This is a genomic window from Kibdelosporangium banguiense (genome assembly GCF_017876405.1).
In the GTDB taxonomy this organism is placed as follows: domain Bacteria; phylum Actinomycetota; class Actinomycetes; order Mycobacteriales; family Pseudonocardiaceae; genus Kibdelosporangium; species Kibdelosporangium banguiense.
The window spans coordinates 7,855,759-7,878,479 of the sequence record NZ_JAGINW010000001.1 but is presented as its reverse complement, the minus strand read 5'-3'; the positions used below and the strand labels follow the sequence as shown (position 1 = coordinate 7,878,479).

Genomic DNA, 22,721 nt, shown 5'->3' with positions numbered 1-22,721 from the left:
CATAACGTCATCGGCATGGCAGACAACGTGGTCAAGAACCTGGTCCCGGTCCTCGTCAAGGACATCGTCCCGCCCGTCGCGGTCTACTACGTGCTGCACGCGGCCGGTGCGAACGACTGGGTCGCCCTGCTCGGCGGCACCCTGATCTCAGGCGGCGTGATGATCGCCGAAGCAGTCCGGGCCCGGCGGCTGGAGGTGTTCTCCGGGGTCATGCTCGGCATCTTCGGCATCGGCCTGATCGCCGCGGTGCTGTTCGACGATCCGCGGTTCGTGATCCTCAAAGCATCGCTGACCAGCGCGGTTGTCGGGATCGCGTTTCTGGCCAGCTGCCTGTTCGGCAAGCCGCTGACCTATCTGGCGTATCGCAGGGCTGTCGGAAGCAACCCGGCCGAGGCCGCCGAACTGGAACAGAAATACCGGCAGAACCGCCAGCTGCGCATGGTGATGCGGTCGTTGAGCCTGCTCTGGGGCTTCGGCCTGCTGGCAGAGTCGATCGCCCGGGCAGTGCTGGCCTACCAGCTGCCGGTCAGCACGATGGTCGGGTTGTCCACCGTGCTGTCCATCGGCACCATCGCGGTCCTGTTCCTGATCACGGTCCGCGTTGCCAAGCAGGCCAAGCGAATCCCCGTCCCAGCCTGACCCAGGCCGGGTTCAGACGGCCCGGCACAGCCGGGCTGCGTCGAGGATCGCCGCGTGGACGTTACGGCTGGACACCGCATCACCGACGCGATAGAGCCGGAACGAGCCCGCGTCGTTGCGAGCCACCTCCTGTGGCTGTCCGGCCAGCAGTGCGGCCAGATCGACGGTCCCGTGGTTGGTGGACAGCGGGACGAGTTCGTCGTAGAGCTCGGTGACGGGTTCTGTCCCCATCTCGGCCACGACGGCGTCGAAGGTACGGCTTTCGCGGAAGTCGAAGCCGTCGATTCCGAGCTCCACCTCGACTCCCCTGCCGGACCGCGTCACCGCGCGCAGCCGTCGGAGGATGGTCACGGTGACGCCGTGCTTGGCCAGTTCGTGGAAGTATCCCGCGGCGGTGATTCCCCCTACATCGGGCGAAATCCCCCGCTCCGGCGTGACGAGCTCGACCTTCGCGCCGTGTGTTACCAGAGCCTCGACCGCGTCGAGTGTCTGGTTGCCGCCGTGGTCGTCGTAGACCATGACATGCCCGCCCGGCCGACGGGCGCCGGAGAGTACGTCCCATGTGTCGAGGACGAGATCGGCTCCCGGGATCCGAGGCGCGGCAGGGGTTCCGCCGGTCGCCACGATGACCACGTCCCAGGACTGCGCACGGAGCTCGTCGGCATCGACGTAGGCGTTCAACGAGATGGGCACACCGAGCCGGGCGAGTTCTTCGACCCGCCAGTCGATGATGCCGCGGAGATCGCGGCGGCGTGGGGCCAGCGAGGCGAGCGACAACTGGCCTCCGACCTTGTCCGCGGCTTCGAAGAGCTGGACGTCGTGGCCCCGTTCGGCGAGCACCCTGGCCGACTCCAGACCGGCCGGTCCCGCACCGACGACCGCGATCCGCTTGGGCGTGCCGGTCCGGGCAACTTGGTGGGGCAGCTCAAGTTCCCGCCCGGTCGACGGATTGTGGATGCAGTAGGCCGCGCCCGACTGGTAGATGCCGTCGATGCACATGCTCGCGCCGACGCAGGGCCGGATCCGGTCGGTCTGCCCGGTCCTGACCTTGTTGGGCAGCTCAGGGTCGGCCATCAGCGCCCGGGTCATGCCGACCAGGTCCAGCAGCCCCTCCGCGATCGCGTGCCGAGCCGTCTCGACGTCGGTGATCCGTGCGGCGTGCATGACCGGGACCGAGAGCTTCCGCTTCACCTCGCCCGCGAACTCCAGGTGCGGCGCGGTGGGCGTGGACATCGGCGGGATCGCACGGGCCAGGTCGGCGTCCGTGGCGATCGAGCCCTTGATCAGGCTGATGAAATCGATCCCCGCGACCGTGATGTCGTCCGCGATGCGCAGCGCCTCACCGGTTTCGAGTCCCCCTTCACGCAGTTCGTCGAAAGTCATCCGGGCCCCGACGACAAACCCGGGACCGACGGCCTCGCGAATGGCGCGGATTACCCGGAGGGGGTATCGCACCCGGTTCTCGTACGTTCCGCCGTACTCGTCGTCGCGATGGTTCCAGTACGGCGTCCAGAACGCGTCCAGGAAGTGGCCGTACAGGTTGAGCTCGATGCCGTCGAGGCCTGCGGCCTGGCACATCTGGGCCGCACGCACGAAGTCGCCGAGCACCCGGTCGAGATCCCACTCCTCCGCCGCCTTGGCGAAGGCGCGGTGAGCGGGTTCGCGCACGTTGTCCACTGAGATCGCCGGGAGCCAGTCGTCGACGTAGTTGCTCGTGCGGTGCCCGAGATGGGTCAGCTGGATCATCACCGCCGCGCCTTCGTCGTGGACCTCGGTGGCCAGCCTGCGCAGCAGCGGCTCGGATTCCTCCTTCCACAGCTGAAGGTTGCCGAACGCGGGCGCACTCTCGCGGCTGACCAGGGCGCTGCCGCCGATCATGGTCAGCCCGACCCCGCCGCGCGCCTTCGCGACGTGGTAGGCGCGATACCGGTCCTTGGGCAGGCCGTCCTCGCTGTAGGCGGGCTCGTGGGACGTGCTGACGATGCGGTTGCGCAGCGTCAGGTCCTTGAGCGTGAAGGGCGTCATCAGGGGGTCGTTCATCATGCCGGCGCCCCGGCAGGGAGGAACTTCGCCGCCAGCAGCCGTGCGATCGCCCAGTCCTGCGCCGCCACGCCGACGGTCTTGAACACCGTGCGCTCGCGTCGTTCCGGTGCGTGAGTCAGCGCATCGCCAAGCACGATGAGATCGTCCTCTGTCAGGGCGCCTGAGTCGAGTGCGTGCAGGATCTCCCCAGACTCCTCCAGGATCGCCGCCAGGTCGTCGATCACAACGGTGGCTTCGCCGAGCAGATCGTCGGGCAGTTCCCGCATGGTGGGCCGGAATGCCCCGATGGCGTTGATGTGGACGCGCGGACGGAGCATCTCGCTCGCCAACACCGGTTCGGTCGCCGGCGTCGCGCAGGTGACGATGTCCGCACGCCTCACAGCGGTGTCCACGCCGTCGGCCACGTCGATCTCGACCTGCGGCAGCTCGGACCTCAGAAGGTCGGCAAGCGCCGCGGCACGGGACCGGTCGCGGTCCATGATGGACAGTCCGCGCAGGGGACGGACCGCGTGCACGGCCCGTACCTGGTCCGGTGCCTGCCCACCGGCGCCGATGATCGCCATTGTGTCGGCGTCGGCGGGGGCAAGCAGATCGGTCGCCACGCCCGAGACGGCACCAGTGCGCAGGCCCGTAACCGCCGCCGCGTCCGCGACGAGCGTGCCCTGGCGGGTCTCCGCCCAGGTGACGGTGCCCGCGATCGCCGGGACACGGGTGAAGTCGACGCTCAGGGTCTTGACCATCGCGGTGGCCGAGGGCCGGTGGTGGGTGGACATGATGAGGAACTGCCCGTCGCGCATGGCGGTCCGCACCGGCTGTTCGAAGTGGCCGGCGGCCAGGTCGAGAAACGCCTGCCGCACGGCGACGATCGCGTCCTGCATGGAAACCGCCGCACGGACGTCGTCGAAGTCCAGGCCGATGGTGTTCATGGCTCCCTCACATCAGGTTCTTCAGGAACAGCCGCGTGGCCTCGTGCGCCGGGTTGTCGATCACCTCGGCGGGCGGCCCCTGCTCGACGATCCTGCCTTCGGACATGAAGACGACCCGGTCGGCGACATTGCGCGCGAAGCCGATCTCGTGGGTGACGACGATCATCGTCATCCCTTTCGCGGCAAGGCGTTTCATGACCTCCAGTACCTCGCCGACGAGCTCCGGATCCAGCGCGGAGGTCGGCTCGTCGAAGAGCAGTACCTGTGGGTTCATCACCAGAGCCCGGGCGATCGCGACGCGCTGCTGCTGCCCGCCGGAAAGCGTCTGCGGATAGACCTCGGCCTTCTCGCGCAGGCCGACGTCCGCGAGTGCCTGCATCGCGTCGGCGACGCACTCCGCTTCGGGCCTGCGACGGACCCGGCGCGGTGCCTCGATGATGTTCTCCAGCACGGTGAGATGCGGGAACAGGTTGAAGGACTGGAACACCATCCCGGTGTCGGCGCGCTGGCGGGCCACCTCTCTGGGCCGCAACTCGTGCAGCTTCCCGCCTTTTTCGCGATAGCCCACGACTTCACCGTTGACGACGACGGCGCCGCGGGTCGGCTTCTCGAGGTGGTTGATGCAGCGCAACATCGTGCTCTTGCCGGATCCCGAACGGCCCAGCACGCACAGCACCTCACCCCGGGAGACCGTGAGATCCACACCTTTGAGGACGGACACACTGCCGAAGTCCTTGTGCAGGTCGAAGATCCGCACGATCGGTTCCGCGGTGGCGGTTTCCGGCAAGATCGGCGCAGTCACTTCGCCACCTCTTCATTCCTCGTCCGCAGCCGCTGCCGGAGACTCTTCTTCGTCGGGGTCGTCGGATGGCTGCCTCGGCCGTAATAGCGCTCGATACGGCTCTGGATCATCGAAAGTACGGTCGTGCACAGCAGGTACCAGAGCGCCACCACGATCAGCAGCGGGATCGTCTGGAACGACTGGGAATAGATCAGCTGCGCGGAGTAGAGCAGCTCCGGCAACGCGATCACGCTGACCAGCGAGCTGTGCTTGAGCATCCCGATGACCTGGTTGCCGGTCGGGGGCACGATCACGCGCAGCGCCTGGGGCAGGACGATCCGCCGGAAGGTCAGCCAGCTGCTCATCCCGAGTGCCTTGGCAGCCTCGGTCTGCTGGCGCGGAACGGCCAGCAGACCGCCTCGCACGATCTCGGCCATGTAGGCCGACTCGTTGAGGCTCAGTCCCAGCAGGGCCACGAACCACAGATCGAGGATCTTGTTGGTCTCGCCGCCCCACAGTTCCGGACCACCGAACGGAAGGGAGATGCCCAGATGCGGGTAGAGCGCGGAGAGGTTGTACCAGAACACCAATTGGATCAGCAGCGGCGTGCCGCGGAAGAACCAGAGGTACGCCCCGGCCGCCAGGGAGATCACCTTGTTCTCCGACAGCCGGCACGTGGCCAGCACGATGCCGAAGAGAATGCCGACCGTCATGGCCACCGCGGTCAGGATGAGCGTGCGGCCGAGGCCGAGCATGATCTGCTCGTTGAACAGATACTCCCCGACGACCTCCCATTCGTAGTTCTCATTGGTCAGGAACGACCGGAACAGCAGGAATGCCAGCAGCAGGGCGAACACCGCCCCGATCACGCGGCCCGGGTGCTTGAGCTGCACCATCTCGGTCGGGGGCCGCCGTGAGCTGTCCGGGGAAACGTCGTGGTCCACCGACGTGGTCATCCGTCTCTCCTCTCCATCAGCCGGGGCCGTCAGGACGCGGGGGCCGGAACGATCGCGGCCTTGTCGACGGCGCCGAGGCCGCCGGTGTAGGAGTCGAGGATCTTCTTGATCGTGCCGTCCTGCAGCAGCTTGTTGGTCGCCGCCTCGATGGCCTTGGCCAGCCGGTCGGTGTCGGCGTTGCGCGCCAGTGCGATGCCGGTGGCGTTCGTCGGGCCCCACGGCAGTTCGACCGTCTTGAACTTGCCCTTGGTCTGGTTGACGACGTAGGCGATCTGGCTGGTGGACCCGAGCGCGGCGTCGGCCCGGCCCTCGCTGACCGCGAGGTTGACCGCGGCCTGCTCCTGGAAGGTCTTGACCTGCATCACGGCCTTGCCGCCGGACTGGCACTTCGCGGCGATCGAGTCGGCGAACTTCGCCTCTGCGGAGCCCAGCTGCACGCTCACCGTGAGACCGCAGAGGGCGTCCTCGGTGGCCCCGGAGATGTCGCGGTCCTTCTTGACCAGCAGCGAGTCGGTGGTGACGTGGTTCTTGACGAAGGTCACCACCGCGGAGCGCTCGGGCGTGATGAAGATTTCGCCGGCTGCGGCCTGGTACCGGCCGGCCTGCAGACCGGGCACGATGCCGTCGAAGGGCACGATCTGGAACCTGGCCTTCAGCCCGAGGGTCGCCGCGATCGCCCGCACTGTCTCGACGTCCCAGCCGGTCGGCTCCGCGCCCTGCTGCGCCACGATCACCGCGGGCGGGTAGATCTCGGACGCCACGTCGAGGTAGCCCTTGTCCTTGACGGACTGGGGAAGCATCGCGGCGAGCGCCGGATCCGCCTGAATCGCGGCTCCCGCGCTCGACGACGGGGACGCCGCGGAGCCAGAGCCCGAGCTCGAGCAGCCGACGACCGCCGACAGCAGGGTGGCAAGGGACACGGCGGCGACGAGTGCGCGTGGCCGCCGAGAGATCGTGGGCCGATTCATCTTGGCCTCCGGTGGTCAAGGACACGACGCTCCAGCGGCACTGGAACGCTGACAGCTCCGTCAGTGCCATGTACCATTGCACTGTCACATGACATAAGCAACACCCGAGTGCGAAGATCTCTCACGGGGCCGGAGAAGGATGGGCGGCATGGAACGCTTCACAGTTCGCACGGTCGACTACCACACTGGCGGCGAGCCGTTCCGCATCGTGACCGACGTACCGCCGCTACGCTCACGGACGGTCGCCGAAAAGCGCGTCGAGGCCATGCAGTCCCCTGAGGTCGACGGATTGCGCGCGCTGCTCTGCTCCGAGCCGCGCGGGCACGCGGACATGTACGGCGGCTTCATCACCGAACCCGACGACGAAGGCGCGCACTTCGGGGTGCTGTTCTGGCACAAGGACGGGTTCTCCACGGCCTGCGGCCACGGCACGATCGCCCTCGGCGCCTGGGCGATACGGACAGGCCGTGTGCCCATCGCCGAAGGCGGCGTCACCGACGTCGTCATCGACGTCCCGTCCGGTCGCGTCACCGCTCGCGTCTCGACCGGCGCCGAAGGGCGAGTCACGTCCGTGGACTTCGTCAACGTCCCCAGCTACCAACTGCACGACTTGGTGAAGGTCGAGACGTCTGCGGGGACGGTCAACACCGCGATCAGCTTCGGTGGCGCGATCTACGCCCAGGTCGACGTCGCTGACCTGGGGCTGACCGTGACCAACCGCGACCTGCCGCGGCTGATCGAACTCAGCCGCGAGATGAAGACCGAGCTCAACGACACCGCCCACGCCGAGCACCCGACGGACTCCCGTCTGAACGGCATCTACGGCGTGATCTTCTTCGAGGACCAGGGCCACGAAGACGGGAACCTGGTGCAGCGCAACGTCACCGTGTTCGCGGACGGGGAGGTCGACCGTTCCCCGTGCGGGTCCGGGACGTGCGCACGCCTCGCGACGCTGGCCGCGACCGGCAAGCTCGCCGAGGGCCGGCACCTTGTGCACCATTCCATCGTGAGGTCCACGTTCATCGGTAGGATCGTCGGGCACGGGGTCGAGCACGGCCGGAACGCGGTGACACCAAAGGTGACGGGGACCGCCTATGCGACCGGCGAGCACTTGTTCGTGGTCGATCCGGACGACGACATGACGCCCGGTTTCGTGCTGCGCTGATCCTTCGGGTGAGATCACAGAATGTGAGGACCACCATGAATGCTCCCCCGGCACTCCGCGCGGTCTCCCGCGTGGACAACCTGCGCGAACAGGTGTCGGAGGCGCTGCGCGCCGCCTTGATCTCCGGGCAACTGCGCCCCGGCGTGGTGTACTCGGCCCCGGTCCTGGGCGAGATGCTCGGCGTTTCGGCCACGCCCGTGCGTGAGGCGATGCTGGACCTGGTCCGCGAGGGTCTCGTCGAGGTCCTTCGCAACAAGGGTTTCCGGGTGACCGAGCTCAGCGACCACCAGCTGGACCAGTTCGCCAAGGTGCGTTTACTGCTTGAGGTCCCGACCATGGGCGAGGTGGCCGCCGCCGCGGACAACCCCCAGATAGTCGAAGCCCTGAAAGCACTCCGGGCGCGTGCCGACGAGATGGCCGAGGCCGCACGCGGCGAGGACATGGTCCGGTTCATCCAGCTCGACACCGACTTCCACACCGACTTCCTCGCCCTGGCAGGCAATGCGGAACTCGTCACGATCGTCCGCGATCTGCGTAACCGCAGCCGGTTGTACGGTCTGGAGGCCGTCGCCAGGGCCGGCCTGCTCGATCGCTCGGTCGCCGAGCACAGCCAGATGATCGACCTGGCACTCGCCGGCGACCGGCCAGGCCTGGAGGCATTGGCCGCCCAGCACATCGGTCACGTGCGAACGCTCTGGGCCGAACCACCCCGCTGAACTCCGCTCTCTGTGATCGACCGATACGTCTGCCATCCGTGACTCCTTGTGCGAGGTGGACGGGCCGAAACCTACTCATGTGAGTTGACTCGCGCAAGTGTACTCTCGTCAAATGACGAGCAAGCGCGAGCGGGTGAGCCGCACCGAGCAGAAGACCCGCACACGCACGGCCATCGTGGCGGCGTGCCGCGAGCTGATCACCTCGGGCAGCCCGGTGACGATGCCCGAGGTGGCCGGGAAAGCCAGGATCTCCGAGGCGACGGCGTACCGGCACTTCTCCGAGATCGTGACGTTGATCAACGCCGCCCTGGTCGGCCTCTGGCCCAGCCCGGCCGAGGCACTGGCTCCCGTCGCCGACAGCCCAGATCCTTTGGCCCGGCTGGAGTTCGCCACCGAGTTCCTGCTGCGGCGGGTCACCGCGTACCAGGGGTCAGTCCGCGCCGTCATCGCCGCGACCGTCACGAACCCACCCGAGGTGCGGCAGCGCCCCGGCTTCCGTTTCGGCCTGATCGACCAAGCCCTCGACCCAGTCGTCCCGGCCACCACACCGGCAGCCGCCGAACGCCTGTCACAACTGAAACAGGACCTCTCCGCCATCGTCAGCGCCGAGGCCCTGTTCTCCCTCACCGACCTCAGCGGCCTCGACACCGACACCGCTATCGCCAGCCTGCAACGCACCGCCCGGACCATCACCGAGACCGCACTGCCTGACATCCTGGCCGCACAACGGGACTAGCCTCTAAGCCGTCAGCGGGCGCAGCCTGCCACGAGCGAGGACGCCGCCCAGTACGGCAACAGTGATCACGACTGCGATCCACGCCCCGTACAGGTTTTCACCGAGGATTAAGCCTGCCAGCACTGGCGTGACGACGTCCGTGGCGGCGACGAGCGACTGGGTGGCCCCCATAACGACGCCCTGCCGTTCGGACGGCACACGCACTGACAGCGCGGCCACGAACGTCGGCCGGGCGAGGGCCACACCAGTGCTGACACAGAGCACGGCCAGCGCGAGCATCGGAATCCCGTTCGCGAGCACCGCGATCAGGTACCCGGACGACAGGATGCCGAAGATCAGCACGACCAGGTTCCGCTCGGTGAACACCCGGCCGAGCCGCCTGATCAGCAACAGCTGCACGAGAATGTTGATCGCGCCGTCCGCGGTGAGCAGGTATCCCAGTTCGGTCGGGCCGAAGGCGCGCCCGTTCCAGGTGAACGTGTCGCTGAGGAACACGGCCAGCTGAGAGTTGAACACCCCGTACGAGAAGAAGTGGCAAAGCAGGACGACCACGAGAACGCGGATGCCGGGCGAGGCAAGCAGTGTCCGGAACGACATCCTCCGCGGAGCCTCGTCCACGACGGCGACGCCTCGCCCACCTTTCAGCCACAACGCGGTCACCAGGATGCTGACGCCGGACAGCCCGAAGGCCACCAGTATGGGCAGGACCAGTGAGACTTCGGCGAAGAGTCCCGCGAGCGTCGGACCGGCCATCCCGCCGATGCCCAGTCCGGCGCTGAGCAGACCGATCGCCTGCCGCCGGTTCGTCCGGCTGCTGTGGTCGGCGGCGTAGGCGGCCGCGGCGGAGAAATTGCCCGCGGTCAGTCCAAAGATGACTCGTGCCAGCAGAACGAGCACGACCACGTTCGCCGACGCCAGCAAGAGCAGGCTGGCGATTGCTCCGGCCTGGCTCACCAGGATGACCTTCTTGCGGCCGTAACGATCGGAGAGCTGTCCCAGCCACGGCGCGGCGATGAACTGGCACAGCCCTTCCGCGCCGAACACCAGGCCGAGCACCAGCGGGGTGGCGCCCATTTCTCTGAGATAGAAGGGAAGCACGGGCAGAACGGCGGCGGCGCTCATCGCGTCAAGACTGACGATCACGAACACCGGCAACATCAAACGCCAGTCGAGCCTACGCTTCCCGGGTGAATCGACTTCCTGGCGATCCCCCATGACGGACATCCTTTCTCATACTCAGTAGACGGTTCACCCACGCAGGGAGGCCCTGATCCTGCCGAGGCCCTGGACACCCAGCTCGACGAGCCGGGAGCGGGCGACGATCGCCGCGGTCTTCCCGCTGCGACGAACCGCGCGCAGGTCACGCTTGGCTTGCCGCTGATGCCGGTTGAACTCGTGCTGCGCCGACGACCGCCGCCGCTCGGCGTCCGCACGGACAGTGCGATGCGCCCGCCAGTCGGCGAATGAGTCCGAAATAGACATGAGAGTGCTCGATTCTGTGTTGAGGGATCAGACAGTTCGGACGCCGACGCGCTCGAGATAGGACTCGATGACCGGCAGGCGGTCGGTGACACCCGCGACGTAACCGTCCGGGCGGACGAGCACCCACTCCCCCGGCGCCAGCCCGTAGGTGTCCCGGACATGGCCGTCGATGTCGTGGATGTCACTACCGATCACGTGAATGTGCAGGCCGGCACGCGCGTCCGCACTGCCGGTCTCGTAGCCGAGCAGAGTCCAGTGTGGACCTTGAAACAAGCTGAACAGCCTGGTGGGCAAGCCGCCAGCACCAGTGATGGGCGCGTCCGGGGCGCGGTCGCCGGCCAGCACGCCCTTGTCCCGGTCCGGATCGGCCACGGCCAACGACGAGTACGGGTAGCCGAGGTCGAGCTGGCTGACCTCGCGGCTGCGGATCTGCCGTGTGCGGTCGGTACGCAGGAGCCTGGTGGACAGGCCGAGAACCTCCTCGGCGACCGGCTTGCGTTCCTCCTCGTAGGTCGCCAGCAGCGATTCCTCGGCGCCGCCGAGCACGGCGGCAAGCTTCCACCCGAGGTTGTAGGCGTCCTGAAGGCTGGTGTTCAGGCCTTGCCCACCGGTCGGCGGGTGCACGTGTGCCGCATCGCCGGCCAGAAAAACCCTGCCCTGCCGGTAGGTGTCGGCCAGCCGTGCGTTCATCGAGAACACCGACGCCCAGGACACGGACGTGATCGTGATGTCGTCGCGGCCGGTGCGGTCGCGCAGGAACGCGGTGATCCCCTCCGCCGACAGGTCGAAGTCCACGTCGAACGGGACGGGCGCCTGGAGCTGGAACATCTTCGTGCCGTACAACGGACACACCGACACCTGCTTGGCGGTGTCCTCGCCCCACCGGTGCCAGACGTCGTCGGTGATCCCGTCGGCGTACAGGTCGGCGACCATTGCCCGCACCCCGAGCGTCTTGCCCTCGAACCCGATGCCCAGGCTCTTGCGGACGAAGCTCGACCCGCCGTCGGCGCCGACCAGGTAGCCGACACGCACGACCCGCTCGCCGTCCGGTGTCGCGATCCGCGCGGAGACACCGTTCTCGTCCTGCTCGAAGCCGACCAACTCGTGGCCATAGTGCGGGACGTGTCCCATCTCGGCCAGCCGTGCACGCAGCACGCGTTCGGTCAGGAACTGCGGCACCAGCAACGGAATCATGTACGGCTCCGCGGTGGTCGCCGGCGTCATCTCCACGGTCGGCCGATCCACCGGCCCACCCTCGGTGTAGTACCGCTGCGGCGGATACTCGCCGCCGGCCGCGACGATCCGATCGATCACCCCCAGGTCCTCGAAGACCTCCTGACTCCTGGGCTGGATCCCCTTGCCGCGCGACCCGGCGAACGGCTGCGACGCCTTGTCGACCAGCACGAACGGCACCTGCCTACGGGCCAGGTCGATCCCCAGCGTCAACCCGGCGGCACCGGCGCCACTGATGAGCACCCCAGTCTGGACAACGTCTGCCATGACTTCCTCTCCCTCTCATTTATGTGCTGAGTACACATATTAGAGGGAGCTATCTCCTGCATGTCAACAGAATCTACAGACCATTGCGTTCACAGATAGGTGCTTGTTACACATATCTCATGCTCATCATCGATGCTCGGATCCATATGCGGGCGGGTGCCGGATCGTCACCAAGACACGATCGACGACGCCGCGTCCGATCACCTTCGGCACGACATCGGTAGGCTCGCGCCACCGGACAGATCAGCCAGAAGGAGACACCGCCCGTCATGGTCAACAGGCGCCGTCAGACCGCGATGCGGAACTTGCACGCCTCGGTCGTCGACCTCGTCGCGCTCATCAACATCCCCCAACGCGACGACGTCATCCTCGCCGAGGCCGGCGTCACCATCGACCGCGCGCTGTTCCCGCTGCTGGTCGGCATCGAGCGCTTCGCCCCGATCGGCGTCGGCGAACTCGCCGACCGGGCCGGCCGCGACTACACCACCGTGAGCCGGCAGGTCGCCAAACTCGCCGACCTCGGCCTCATCGAACGCCGGCCGAGCCTCACCGACCGCCGCGTCAACGAAGCAGTCCTCACCAGCGCGGGCCGCAAAGTCATCGACGCACTCGACGCCGCACGCCACCGCCTCAACACACCGGTCTTCAGCGAATGGAGCGACCGCGACCTCCTCGAACTCGAGCGCCTGCTACGCAGGTACGTCGACGACCTGCAAAACCGGGCGGCACCCCTCGAAAACGACTGACCCCGTCAGCCGGTCCGGTCAAGAGCCCGTCTCCCTTCCGTTGGGAGACGGGCTCTTGACGTTGCGACCTCTGCCGTACATCCGAAGATCTACAACGCGATCCGCACAACGCCATACCCAGGATCCAAGATCCCCTTCCGTCGGAGGTTCCCGGCGCGACCGGGAACTGGAACTCTGATGGCTCGCAGGCCGGACCTCGAACAGAGCCGCCCGGACAGTCCGAAGTAGACTTGAAGCAGACGTAGGGGATCCGTTACCAGTGAAGCGCCTTCGCCTGGCGAGGCAAGTGGTTCTGGCATGCGCTCTGGTCGCATGCCTGATCATGACGTTGGTTGTGACGTTTCGTGCGCTGGACGCCGCGAATGGATGTACCGGATGCGCTGAGCCGCACCGCATGCTCGGGTTTTCCGTGCGCCTGAGGGTGATCGACGAGTCCGGCCAGGCGTTGCCGGGGGCGGTGGTGCGCCTGAACACGCTGGAGGATGACGGAGCGGCTCCTGTGCAGTTGAACACCGGGCTGGACGGTATGGCGCAGACTCCGCAACTGCGTGGTCCGGCCGTCGCCGTCGTGGAGGCCAAGGACCATCTGCCCGAACCGGTGCCGCTCGGGGCGTCCGACGCGGGCGCACCTGTGGACGTGAAGTTATTCGCCCGCAAGGAAAACCGGTTCGCCATGCACTCGGCCGGTGACGTGATGTTCGGCCGTCGGTACGCCGCACCGGAGGGCGGGCAGGCGCTCATCCCGCCTGCCTCGGCCGACCGTGGGGCCGAGCAGGTGGTATCGGCGATCGCACCCGTCTTCAGTGCGGCCGACCTGCGCACGGTCAACCTGGAGAGCGTGTTGACCGACATGCCGTCGCAGGGGGCCTATCCGCGAAAGCGGTTCATCCTGCAGTCGAACACGGCGACGACCGCTGGGCTGCGCCGACTCGGGGTCGACTGCGCGGTGCTGGCCAACAACCATTCCCGGGACTTCCTCGACCAGGGCATCGCCGACACGAGGGCAGCGCTCACCAAGGCAGGCATCGCGATGGTCGGCGCCGACGCGACAGCTGCGGGCGCGGCCGTCGCCCACAGCACGTCGGTCCGTGGGACGAGCGTCGGCATCGCCGCTTTCACAAGCGTGGACGGCGATTTCGTCAACGGCGCCTATCCCACGGCGAAAACTCCCCGGCCATCGGACGTTCAGCGTGACGAGGCGTGGCAGTACGAGGAGCGGGTCTGGGGGTTCACCGCCGGCGAGGTCGATCTTCCGGCAGTGCCGCGCCGCATCGGCAAAGCCTGGGACGAGTACCGGAAAGCCGAGCCGAAGGCCGACCGGGCGGCACTGTGGGCGTCGCTGGTCGCGGTGTACCCCGAGTTGCAGGACTGGGTTGCCCGCCGCGGCCACGGCGGCGCCGCGATGTGGGACCCGGTCACGTCTCCCCCGCAGATCGCGGCCCTCTCGGCGCAGCACCAGTTGAGCGTCGTGCAGTTGCACGCAGGTTTCCAGTTCGAGGCCGCCGCGTCGGAGAACGTGCGCACCATGGCCCACGCGGCGATCGACGCGGGCGCGGACATCGTGATCGGACACCACCCGCACGTTCTGCAGGGCCTGGAGTGGTACAAGGGCAAGCTGATCGTCTACAGCCTCGGCAACTTCGTGTTCGACCAGGACTTCCTGGCCACGTTTTCCAGCATGATCCTGCGCACGGTGTGGGAGGGCGACCGGCTGCTGGAGGCCCGGCTGCTGCCGCTGGAACTCGTCGCCTACCGGCCGGTGGCGGTCACCGGCGATGCTGCACGCCGGGTGCTGGGCCGAGTCTGGGAGCGGAGTCTGCTGTCCGCAGCGACGAGCCGGGACAGCACGGGTGCGGTGCGCGCCCACCCGCAGCCGTTCGGCCCGGACAGCGCACCCGGCCAACTTGTCTTCGAGCGCAACACGGCCCGTGTCACGGCGACCGCGTCGCCGGAGACGACGAAGACCGTCACCGTGCCGGCACGGCAGGTTGTCGACCTTGGCGTACAGCCGGGTGAACTTGCCCGCCCAGTCGCCGGGGAGGGGGCCGAGGTGGGACGTGACCTGTTCGGCTGGGGCAGTTTCGAGGACGACACCGCCGACGGCGGAGTGGATTCGGCCACTCACTGGAACACCGACAGCGGCTCCGAGACGTGGCAGACCGGACCGACCCCGAAAGGACATCGGTTCCTGCACATGAACGCACCACCGGGCAAGGCCGTGCAGACCCGCGCGGTGTCAAGGATCCCGTTGCCCCGGCACCGGCTGCACGTGCCGTCGAGAGGCGCGTCTCGGCCGCTCGACCCCGACCCGTCCTACTCGATGCGCGCGATGGTCCGCGGATCCACGAAGGGGAGCGCTTACTTCCGGCTCGGCGTCTACAGCTTCGACGACACCGATCCCACCGAGGATCCGACATCGGTCCTGCTGAAGACCATCACCCGGGCAGTGGACGTACCCGCCGACGGCGGCTGGCACGAGGTGACCATCGACCTGTCCCCCGCCGACCTGGACACCGCAGAGGGCGCCGGGAACATGGTCATGATGTACGCGGGCCTGCACCGCCGATCCGATGGACGCTCGGCGTCGCTGGATCTCGACGACGTCCGGTTCATGGAGTGGCGCGACGCCGGCGGCATGACCGGATCGTTCGGCGACTTCACCCTCGCACGCAACACCGGCCCGGCCCAACGAGATCTGTCCATCGCCGTACGCAGGCCGTCCTGAACAGACAATGCGGAGAACAGTGTCAAGCCAGGAATTCGACCGGCCGCCGGCTGAAGCCGGCTTTCCTTCAGGGGTACGGGTTCCGGCCATCGCAGTACTGACCGTGCTGGCGCTACTGGCCGTCTTCTGTACCTTTCGGCTGGGCGGTCAGCCCGACGCATCCGAGACCCGGGTCGTTGCCCCGTCACAGCAATGGTTCGCCGACATCCTCGCGCGCTCGGTCGGTGAGTCGGTGAACGACGCCGTCGGCGATCTGGCCACAGCGGTGAAGCTGTACGGCTCGGAACCCGGTCGCGGCCCGGAGCATGCGATCGAGTACTTCGCGCGGACCTCGTCGCACACCAGGGGTCTGGCCGTGCTGGACCGGCCGTCGGGCCGGCTGCTGGCCGCCGCGGGTGAGCCGGTGGCCATCGAGTCGGTGGCGGTCGGCGACGTCGGCAAGACCACGGCCAGGGTTGTGGTGGACCGGCAGGGCGGTGCGTGGACCGTGACCGCCGATGTGCTGCCCGGCGGCGACCAGCTGATCGTCGTCTCGACCAAATTGGCTGTCTCCACCGACAACCCGGGAACCGTGTTGCTGTCCACTATGGATGGTGAACTGGTCAGGCTCCGCCCCGGCGAACGCGACGACGACGAGCTGGTCCGGCAGGCCGCTTCCGCAGCGGCGGACGGGACGAGCGGCTACGTCGTCGGGGCCGCCGGGCAGGGCACGATTCCGATCGTCGCGTACGCGCCGGTGACAACCGGTGCAGCCAAAACGAAGCTGGGTGTCTCGGTCCTGTTGGCAGGCTCCGTCCCCGCGGTCGAGAACACGCGGCTTGAGGGCGTGCTTGTGCCGACCGTGACCCTGCTCGGCGTCATGCTGCTGGTGTTGCTCCTACTCGGTGGCGCGCTGATCCGGCCGGTCCGGCAGCTGCGCGCCAACGCGCTCGCGATCGCGTCCGGACGTCTGGACACGCCCGTCGGCACGTACCGGATCAGCGAGATGAACCGGATCGCGACCGCACTGGAGCGTTGCCGCCGCACTCTGGCCGGTGAAAGCCCCGCTGCGCCGCCCAGACGCAGGCGGTTCTCCGCACGCACGGCGGTCGTGCTGGCCACGGTCGTGGTACTCGTCTGGTCGGGAGCGGTGATGCTCACGCTTGGCCGCCAGGAAGTTCAGGTGCCCAAGCAGGCCGTCCAGATCACCCAGAGCCTCGCGAACACGACCGCGGCCGCGGTACAGGGCAGCCTCCAGCAGGGCGTCACCGACCTGAAGGCGTTCGCGACCCGGATCGTGTCAGCAGACTCGGCGCAGCTACGGCCCGCGTTGGCGGAGCTGGCCTTCCGGCATCCTCGATACCGCAGCGTGTACGTCGTCGACCTGAGCGGGAACGTCGAGGCCAGGGCCGGCCGGGCCCCGCTGCGCCAGGACGGCCGCCCGCCCAGGGAACATGGTCTGCACCAGCAGAACACCGTCGGCCGAGTGCCGGTGGTCTACGCGAGTGCGCCGCTCGCGGGCGGCCGGCACGTGCTGATCGGCGAACTGGACGTGGTGAAGCTGTCGGCGGTCGTGCGCAAACCCGGTGGGGTCGGACGGCTCGTCGATGCGGGACTGCGCACTGTGGCCGCGACCGTCGGCTTCCGCGCACACGAGAAGATCACTGCGGAACCGTTGAGCCGCAACGTGAGCAACGCGCTACGCGGGGAACCGGAACCGACGGTGGAGCAAGTCGACGGCCGGATGTCGGTGATCGCCTCGGCCCCGATCCGCGGTTCCCGCCTCACCAGCGAACTGCAGTGGGCCATCGTGATCCAGCAGCCCGTCAGCGAACTTCCCCTGCCGGGCAACGACATTCGCCGCAACGCGTGGCTCGCCTCGCTCGTGGCCGCGGTGGCGGCGCTGGGCCTGCTCGGCTGGCACCTGCTGGTGCTCGTACTGCCGCTGCGGCGCGTGGCGGCCAACGCGGACCGGCTCGCCGAGGGCGACATAAGCACGGTCATCTACCCACAGCGCCCGGACGAGATCGGCACCATCGCCCGCTGTCTCGAACTCTGCCGCCAGGCGATCGACAAGAAAGGTTCTTGATGCGTTTCCTGCACGCTGTCTATTTGGCCGCATGCATTGTCCTGTTCATATCGGGGATCGTGGAACAACGCAGGCACTATGCGAACCTGAGACGGATCCGCTTCCGCATCCTGGTCAACGGCATCCGTGGCAAGAGTTCCATCACCCGGTTGTGCGCGGGCGCCCTGCGTGGGGGCGCCCTTACGACCGTGGCCAAGACAACCGGCACTGCGGCGCGGTTCATCCACCCGGACGCCACCGAAGAGCCGGTCCACCGCAGATTCGGGATCGCGAACGTCGTCGAGCAGATCGGGATCGTACGGCGTGCCGCCGCGTACGACCCGGACGTGCTGGTGATGGAGTGCATGGCGGTGATGCCGGATCTGCAGGAGATCAACCAGACCAAGCTGATCCAGTCCACGATCGGCGTGCTCTGCAACGTCCGTGAGGACCACCTGGCGGAGATGGGGCCGACGCTCGACGACGTCGCGCGGTCGCTGTGCCGGTCCATGCCGGTCGGGGGCGTGTGCGTCACCGCTGAGCTGGAACGGCTGCCGATCCTTCTCAAGGAGGCCGTACGGCGCGACTGCCGGCTGATCGCGGTCGACCCGGAGTCGGTGACCGACGCCGAGATGAGCGGGTTCACCTGGATCACGTTCAAGGAGAACGTAGCGATCGCCGTGGCCGTGGCCGAGCTGTGCGGCGTGTCCAGGGCGGACGCGATCGCGGGGATGTGGGCGGCTCCGCCCGATCCAGGAGTGCTGCAGGTACACCGCTACCGGGTCGAGGACCGGCAGATGCGCTTCGCCAACGTCTTCGCCGCCAACGACCCCTCCTCGACGCTGATGAACATCGAACTGCTGCTGGAGCGCGGCGCCATCGAGCGGCCACTGCACGTACTGATCAACTGCCGGCCGGACCGGGTGGAGCGCAACGGTCAGATGGGTGCGCTGGTCGGGCAGCTCGACCCGGCCCGCGTGATCCTCATCGGCGAGCCCACCCGCAGCGCCGCGGCCGCCGTCCCACCGGAGTACCAGGACCGGATCGTCGATCTGGGCGGCCGGCGCGACCCGGAGGAACTGTTGCGCGGCATCCTGTCAGCCGCCGGATCTGACCCCGGCGAAACGATCTCGCTCGCCGCCATCGGCAACATCCACGGCCAGGGTGAGCTTCTGCTCGCTCGGCTTGAGCGACTCGACCGTGTCACCCCGGTCGCCGCACATGGGGGCCGTTCATGATCAGTGGCACCCTGCAGCCGGAGGTGGCCACCCTCGGCCTCGCGATGGGCCTGCTGTTCTCCTTGCTGTGCTATCTGACCTCGAATCTGTCGCCCGGCGGGATGATCACCCCGGGCTGGCTGGCGCTGACGCTGGTCGAGGACTACCGGCGAGCCGCGATCGTCGTGCTGATGACAGCACTGACGTATGTGGGCACGAAAGGACTGCAACGCGTCGTCATCCTCTACGGCAAGCGCCTGTTCGCCGCAGTCGTACTGCTCGGTGTGGTGCTGCAGACATCGCTGTTCGTCCTCATCCAGGAGGACTATCCGCTGGTCTACGTGCACGAGACGCTCGGTTTCGTGGTGCCGGGACTGATCGCCTACCAGCTCGTCCGGCAGCCGCCTGCGGCCACGTTGCTCGCGACCACCATGGTCAGCGGCCTCGCGTACGGCGTGCTGGTCAGCGGTGTCCTCGTCGGCCTCGTTCCGGCCGTCTGAGAGGCGAGGATGTTTCGAACACGAACGATTCTGCACGCCACGGCACTCGTTGCCGTGATCGCGTCGTCCGGCACCGCTGCCGCACTGGTCGCCGACGAGAAGGGACGACAGGAGGGAACCCGGGCAGGTATCGCCCAGGTCCGCGCGGACCTGCCCGGCCGCGACTACCGGTACGAGCGATTGGATGCCCCGGCGCGCACCGTGGTCCGTGACGAACGGGGCGCCATCGTGGCCACGTTCACCGACGGCGCGCGGACCGCGGCGATCACCAGCCACACCCGCACTTTCACGGACCCGGCGCGGACGCCCGCCGTCGTGACCACACCGGTGTGGGTGCGGCTGGCACCCCGGCCATGGCACCTGGACGCCGAACGGGAAGACTGGTTCCGGCCGTGGCTGGACATGACGGTGGCGGATCGCAGCGACGACGTCCTCGCGGTCGCGACGCAGTACCTGGACGGCGCGCCTGCTGTAGAGGACAAGGTGGACGACAAGCCGGTGCGGTACCGGGGCGACGCGTCGTTCGGCCCCGCGGACTTCTACGACTACCTCGGCGTGAGCTGGTCCTTCCCTGGTGGCGCCACCGAGAACCCCGCCCCGGACCGATACGGTGCCCTCGACGCAGCCGGTTTCGTCCGCCTCGTCTACGGCTACCGCCTCGGCTATCCGCTCCGGGACGGCGCGGGCCAGGGCATCGGGCTGCCTCGCGATCCGGCCGCGATGGCCACGCTCGACGCGGGCGTACTGATCAGGACGGCGCCGGGCCGACTGGCACTCCAACCCGGCGACCTGCTGTTCTTTGACACGACGCGAAGCGGTGTCGACAACGTGGGCCTGTTCCTCGGACTCGACCAGGCCGGCCGGCCCCGGGTCGTGTCCAGCCGCAAGCAGGCACAAGGCCCTTCCCTCGGCGACGACAGCGCACCCCGCAAAGGCGGCGAGCCACTCGGTCTGCACAGCGTCCGCCGCCTGTAGTTCCTGATGCCCGATATGTCCTTCGGCATAGGCCGAAGGACATATCGGATATGGCCTGATCCCGGTCGTGGCAAACCGGCGGTTTCCGCCTGATATGGTGGAGTCGATCTTTGAGCAGGAGATCGGTTGCTTCCTGCACAACGATTTCCGTGTACTCCGTCGTGTCGACCAAGCTGACCGTCCACTAAGGATTTCAACTCGCGGTGTCCCGCCGCCGTGGCCGGTCGGCGAGCCCATCGGGAGTGCCATGAGGAATATGGTGGCGCGGTTGCGGCCGTCCACGGTGGTGACCGAACTGCTGCTCGTCGGCTCGGTAGTCGTGGTGACGCTGAGTCTGATCGACCTGATGCCCATGTGGGGCTGGTCGGAGGCGCTGGACTCGACGCCCGACGTGACAGTCGTCTGCGCTGCGGCGCTGGTGGTGCTGTCACGACGGGCGTTGACCATGCCGGCGCTGCTGGGTGCCGCGGTGCTGTTCGGCGCGTTCCCGGAGACCGGAGTCGCGTTGGCGGCCGCCGCGTACACGGCGGCGGGAAAGCTCCGGACAGCCAGCAGGCGCTTGGTGGCCCTTGGCGCCGCCGCGCTGCTCCCGGTCGGGGTCGTACTGCTGATCCATCCCCCGAGTCACTGGCGCTATGTCGTCGTGGTGACCACGGTCTCGACGGTGATGTGCGTTGCGATACCCGCGCTCGTCGGCCTGTCGCAGGCTCAGCAAGCCCGGTTGGTCACCGCGTTGCGGGACCGGGCGGACTTTCTGGCCCAGGCCCGGCATCTGGCCGAGTCGGAGGCACGGCTGCGAGAGCGTTCGCGGATCGCCGGCGAGATACACGACCAGCTCGGCCACCGGCTGAGCCTGATCGCCATGTTCTCCGGCGCCCTGGAGACGGCCGCGACCGGCAAGGACCAGACGCTCCACGAGGCCGCGAACCATGTTCGTACCGCCGCCCGCGGCGCCCTGAACGAGTTGCGGCTGTCGCTTGGCACCTTGTCCGACGGGTCTCCGCAGGCGACCAGCACTACCGGGACGCGGGCGGACATCACGGAGCTTGTCGCCTCCTCCCGTTCCGCGGGGATCGCCGTCACGCTCGACTGGCGCGGCCCCGATCTGGTCGACGCTCCGTCCGCGCTGGGCCGCGCATTGCATCGCGTGGTGCGAGAGGCGCTGACCAACGTGCACAAACACGCGGCCGCCGCGCCCGTGACGGTGACCATCGACCACTCGGCCGAGCAACTGGCCGTGCGGGTGTGCAACGGGCCTGAGCCAACGAGAACCGTCGTCGAGCGTCTGCCGGGCACCGGACGCGGGCTGGTGGGTCTGCGGGAACGCGTCGGGCTGCTCGGCGGCACGCTGTCGGCCGGACCGGCACCGGAGGGCGGATTCGCTGTCGCGGCGACCATGCCCGTGCTGGGCGGCACGCCGCTCGCCGTGGCAGAACCGTTCCCACGGCCCCGGGATCCGATGCCGCCGGACCGCATGACAAGCCGGTTGGCAACTGGACTGCTCATGGTGGGCGGTCCGGCCGCGGTGGCCGGCTTGCTCCTGGTGGTCGTGGCCGTGGGCGCGCCGCTCATCCCGCTGATCGAGGACCCGCCGGCCGAGGACCCGTTGGTCAGTCTCACGCTGGGCGTTTCGTCCAGGGATGTGGAGGGGGTGTTCGGGACGAGTTCACCGACCGCCCCCGCCACCACGGTCGGCGAGGCGCCCCCACCGCCCGGCAGCACCTGCACCTACGCCCCTGCCACCAACGGACCGGAAGGGCAGGTCGTGGAGGTCTACCGATTCTGTTTCGTCGCGGACCGTCTGGTGGAGAAAGTGTCGTTTCCCGTGCAGGGCCCGGAGGGCTGACCCGAGGTGAACGAGTCGACGCGAATCCGCGTGCTGCTGGCCGATGACGAGCCGCTGCTGCGCGTGGGCGCCGCGCTGCTGCTCGGCCAAGCCGACGACATCGAGGTGGTGGCCGAGGCCGCTGACGGCGCCGAGGCGATCGAGGTCGTCCGCCGCCAGCCGGTCGACGTGGCGCTGGTGGACATCCGGATGCCCAATATGGACGGTCTGGCCGCGGCCGAGGAGATCGGCCGGATCGCGCCGAAGGTGCGGGTCATCATGCTCACGACGTTCGGCGACGAGGCGAACGTCGCACGGGCACTACGCGCCGGAGCCGCCGGTTTCCTGCTCAAGGACACCGAACCGGCCCGAATCCTGCACGCCGTGCGGGCCGCGAAATCCGGCGACGCGGTGCTGTCCAACCAGGTCGCCCGCCAGGTCATCAACCAGTACCTCGCCGCCGGCTCAGCCGAGGCCGACACGGGCCGCGTGGCCCAGGCCCGGCGACGACTGGCCGTTCTCACCAACCGCGAGCGCGACGTACTCGTGACGATGGGACACGGCCTGGCGAACGCCGAAATCGGCCAGCACCTGGGCCTGGCATCGGGCACGGTGAAGGTGCACGTGAGCCGGATTCTGACCAAACTGGGCTGCGCCAACCGCGTCCAGGCCGCCATTCTGGCCCACGACGCCGGGCTCCTGCGGTACGAATCGGGCTGAGGACGCGCCTGCGGTGCGAGACTGGTCCTGGATTGGCGAAATCCTAGGGCAAGG

Annotated in this window: 20 protein-coding genes; 12 read left to right on the top strand and 8 right to left on the bottom strand. The window is 68.1% G+C overall.

The features are described from left to right. The first annotated feature begins 15 nt into the window (after window positions 1-15). Window positions 16-639, top strand: coding sequence for a VC0807 family protein (locus JOF56_RS36210; protein ID WP_209643933.1), 624 nt, complete (start codon window positions 16-18; stop codon window positions 637-639). A 12-nt stretch (window positions 640-651) separates the two neighbouring features. Here JOF56_RS36210 and JOF56_RS36205 read toward each other — a convergent pair whose 3' ends face one another. The 5 genes from JOF56_RS36205 to JOF56_RS36185 are packed head-to-tail and all read right to left on the bottom strand — an operon-like array spanning window position 652 to window position 6,313. Further along, entirely contained in the window at window positions 652-2,682 is a 2,031-nt protein-coding gene (locus JOF56_RS36205) for an oxidoreductase (RefSeq protein ID WP_209643932.1), read from the bottom strand. Then, the gene (locus JOF56_RS36200; RefSeq protein WP_209643931.1) at window positions 2,679-3,608 is read right to left on the bottom strand and encodes an ornithine cyclodeaminase family protein; all 930 of its coding nucleotides are present in this window, start codon (window positions 3,606-3,608) and stop codon (window positions 2,679-2,681) included. The genes JOF56_RS36205 and JOF56_RS36200 overlap by 4 nt, the downstream gene beginning before the upstream one ends. Before the next feature lie 7 nt (window positions 3,609-3,615). After that, complete coding sequence (locus JOF56_RS36195) at window positions 3,616-4,410, bottom strand: amino acid ABC transporter ATP-binding protein (protein ID WP_307855409.1); 795 nt, start codon at window positions 4,408-4,410, stop codon at window positions 3,616-3,618. Beyond that, entirely contained in the window at window positions 4,407-5,345 is a 939-nt protein-coding gene (locus tag JOF56_RS36190; RefSeq protein WP_245378517.1) for an amino acid ABC transporter permease, read from the bottom strand. Before JOF56_RS36190 ends, JOF56_RS36195 begins: the two co-directional genes overlap by 4 nt. A gap of 29 nt (window positions 5,346-5,374) precedes the next feature. Continuing rightward, entirely contained in the window at window positions 5,375-6,313 is a 939-nt protein-coding gene (locus JOF56_RS36185; protein WP_209643930.1) for a transporter substrate-binding domain-containing protein, read from the bottom strand. Between the two features lie 148 nt (window positions 6,314-6,461). Here JOF56_RS36185 and JOF56_RS36180 point away from each other — a divergent pair, with 148 nt between their 5' ends. The 3 genes from JOF56_RS36180 (at window position 6,462) to JOF56_RS36170 (ending at window position 8,930) form a co-directional block, all read left to right on the top strand. After that, window positions 6,462-7,478 (top strand): proline racemase family protein, encoded by a 1,017-nt coding sequence (locus JOF56_RS36180; RefSeq protein WP_209643929.1) that lies wholly within the window; start codon window positions 6,462-6,464, stop codon window positions 7,476-7,478. A gap of 35 nt (window positions 7,479-7,513) precedes the next feature. Next, window positions 7,514-8,194, top strand: a complete 681-nt coding sequence (locus tag JOF56_RS36175; RefSeq protein ID WP_209643928.1) for a GntR family transcriptional regulator — start codon at window positions 7,514-7,516, stop codon at window positions 8,192-8,194. A gap of 112 nt (window positions 8,195-8,306) precedes the next feature. Further along, window positions 8,307-8,930, top strand: a complete 624-nt coding sequence (locus JOF56_RS36170; RefSeq protein ID WP_209643927.1) for a TetR/AcrR family transcriptional regulator — start codon at window positions 8,307-8,309, stop codon at window positions 8,928-8,930. A gap of 3 nt (window positions 8,931-8,933) precedes the next feature. Here the strand turns inward: JOF56_RS36170 and JOF56_RS36165 are convergent, their stop codons facing one another. From JOF56_RS36165 to JOF56_RS36155, 3 genes are read right to left on the bottom strand one after another with little or no spacing between them, the layout of a single operon-like run. Then, the gene (locus JOF56_RS36165; protein WP_209643926.1) at window positions 8,934-10,145 is read right to left on the bottom strand and encodes an MFS transporter; all 1,212 of its coding nucleotides are present in this window, start codon (window positions 10,143-10,145) and stop codon (window positions 8,934-8,936) included. A 33-nt stretch (window positions 10,146-10,178) separates the two neighbouring features. Beyond that, window positions 10,179-10,412, bottom strand: a complete 234-nt coding sequence (locus tag JOF56_RS36160; RefSeq protein ID WP_209643925.1) for a hypothetical protein — start codon at window positions 10,410-10,412, stop codon at window positions 10,179-10,181. Window positions 10,413-10,439: 27 nt separating this feature from the next. Next, window positions 10,440-11,912: an FAD-dependent oxidoreductase gene (locus JOF56_RS36155; protein WP_209643924.1), complete on the bottom strand. Its 1,473-nt coding sequence runs from the start codon at window positions 11,910-11,912 to the stop codon at window positions 10,440-10,442. A gap of 269 nt (window positions 11,913-12,181) precedes the next feature. On the opposite strand from JOF56_RS36155, the gene JOF56_RS36150 reads away from it, so the two are divergent. The 8 genes from JOF56_RS36150 to JOF56_RS36115 all read left to right on the top strand — a co-directional run bounded on the left by JOF56_RS36150 (window position 12,182) and on the right by JOF56_RS36115 (window position 22,667). Beyond that, a complete protein-coding gene (locus tag JOF56_RS36150; protein ID WP_209643923.1) occupies window positions 12,182-12,658 on the top strand; it encodes a MarR family winged helix-turn-helix transcriptional regulator in 477 nt (158 codons plus the stop codon). A gap of 322 nt (window positions 12,659-12,980) precedes the next feature. Beyond that, window positions 12,981-15,383: a CapA family protein gene (locus JOF56_RS36145; protein WP_209643922.1), complete on the top strand. Its 2,403-nt coding sequence runs from the start codon at window positions 12,981-12,983 to the stop codon at window positions 15,381-15,383. Window positions 15,384-15,402: 19 nt separating this feature from the next. Beyond that, window positions 15,403-17,451 carry a HAMP domain-containing protein gene (locus JOF56_RS60315; protein WP_209643921.1) on the top strand — a complete coding sequence of 683 codons (2,049 nt, stop codon included), beginning with the start codon at window positions 15,403-15,405 and terminating at the stop codon, window positions 17,449-17,451. Next, window positions 17,451-18,668, top strand: a complete 1,218-nt coding sequence (gene pgsB, locus JOF56_RS36135; RefSeq protein WP_209643920.1) for a poly-gamma-glutamate synthase PgsB — start codon at window positions 17,451-17,453, stop codon at window positions 18,666-18,668. The genes JOF56_RS60315 and pgsB overlap by 1 nt, the downstream gene beginning before the upstream one ends. Beyond that, entirely contained in the window at window positions 18,665-19,147 is a 483-nt protein-coding gene (locus JOF56_RS36130) for a poly-gamma-glutamate biosynthesis protein PgsC/CapC (protein WP_209643919.1), read from the top strand. The genes pgsB and JOF56_RS36130 overlap by 4 nt, the downstream gene beginning before the upstream one ends. A gap of 9 nt (window positions 19,148-19,156) precedes the next feature. Next, window positions 19,157-20,122, top strand: a complete 966-nt coding sequence (locus JOF56_RS36125) for an NlpC/P60 family protein (protein ID WP_209643918.1) — start codon at window positions 19,157-19,159, stop codon at window positions 20,120-20,122. Between the two features lie 247 nt (window positions 20,123-20,369). After that, window positions 20,370-21,968, top strand: coding sequence for a sensor histidine kinase (locus JOF56_RS36120; RefSeq protein ID WP_209643917.1), 1,599 nt, complete (start codon window positions 20,370-20,372; stop codon window positions 21,966-21,968). 6 nt (window positions 21,969-21,974) lie between these two features. Next, window positions 21,975-22,667 (top strand): response regulator, encoded by a 693-nt coding sequence (locus JOF56_RS36115; RefSeq protein ID WP_307855408.1) that lies wholly within the window; start codon window positions 21,975-21,977, stop codon window positions 22,665-22,667. Window positions 22,668-22,721: the final 54 nt, after the last annotated feature.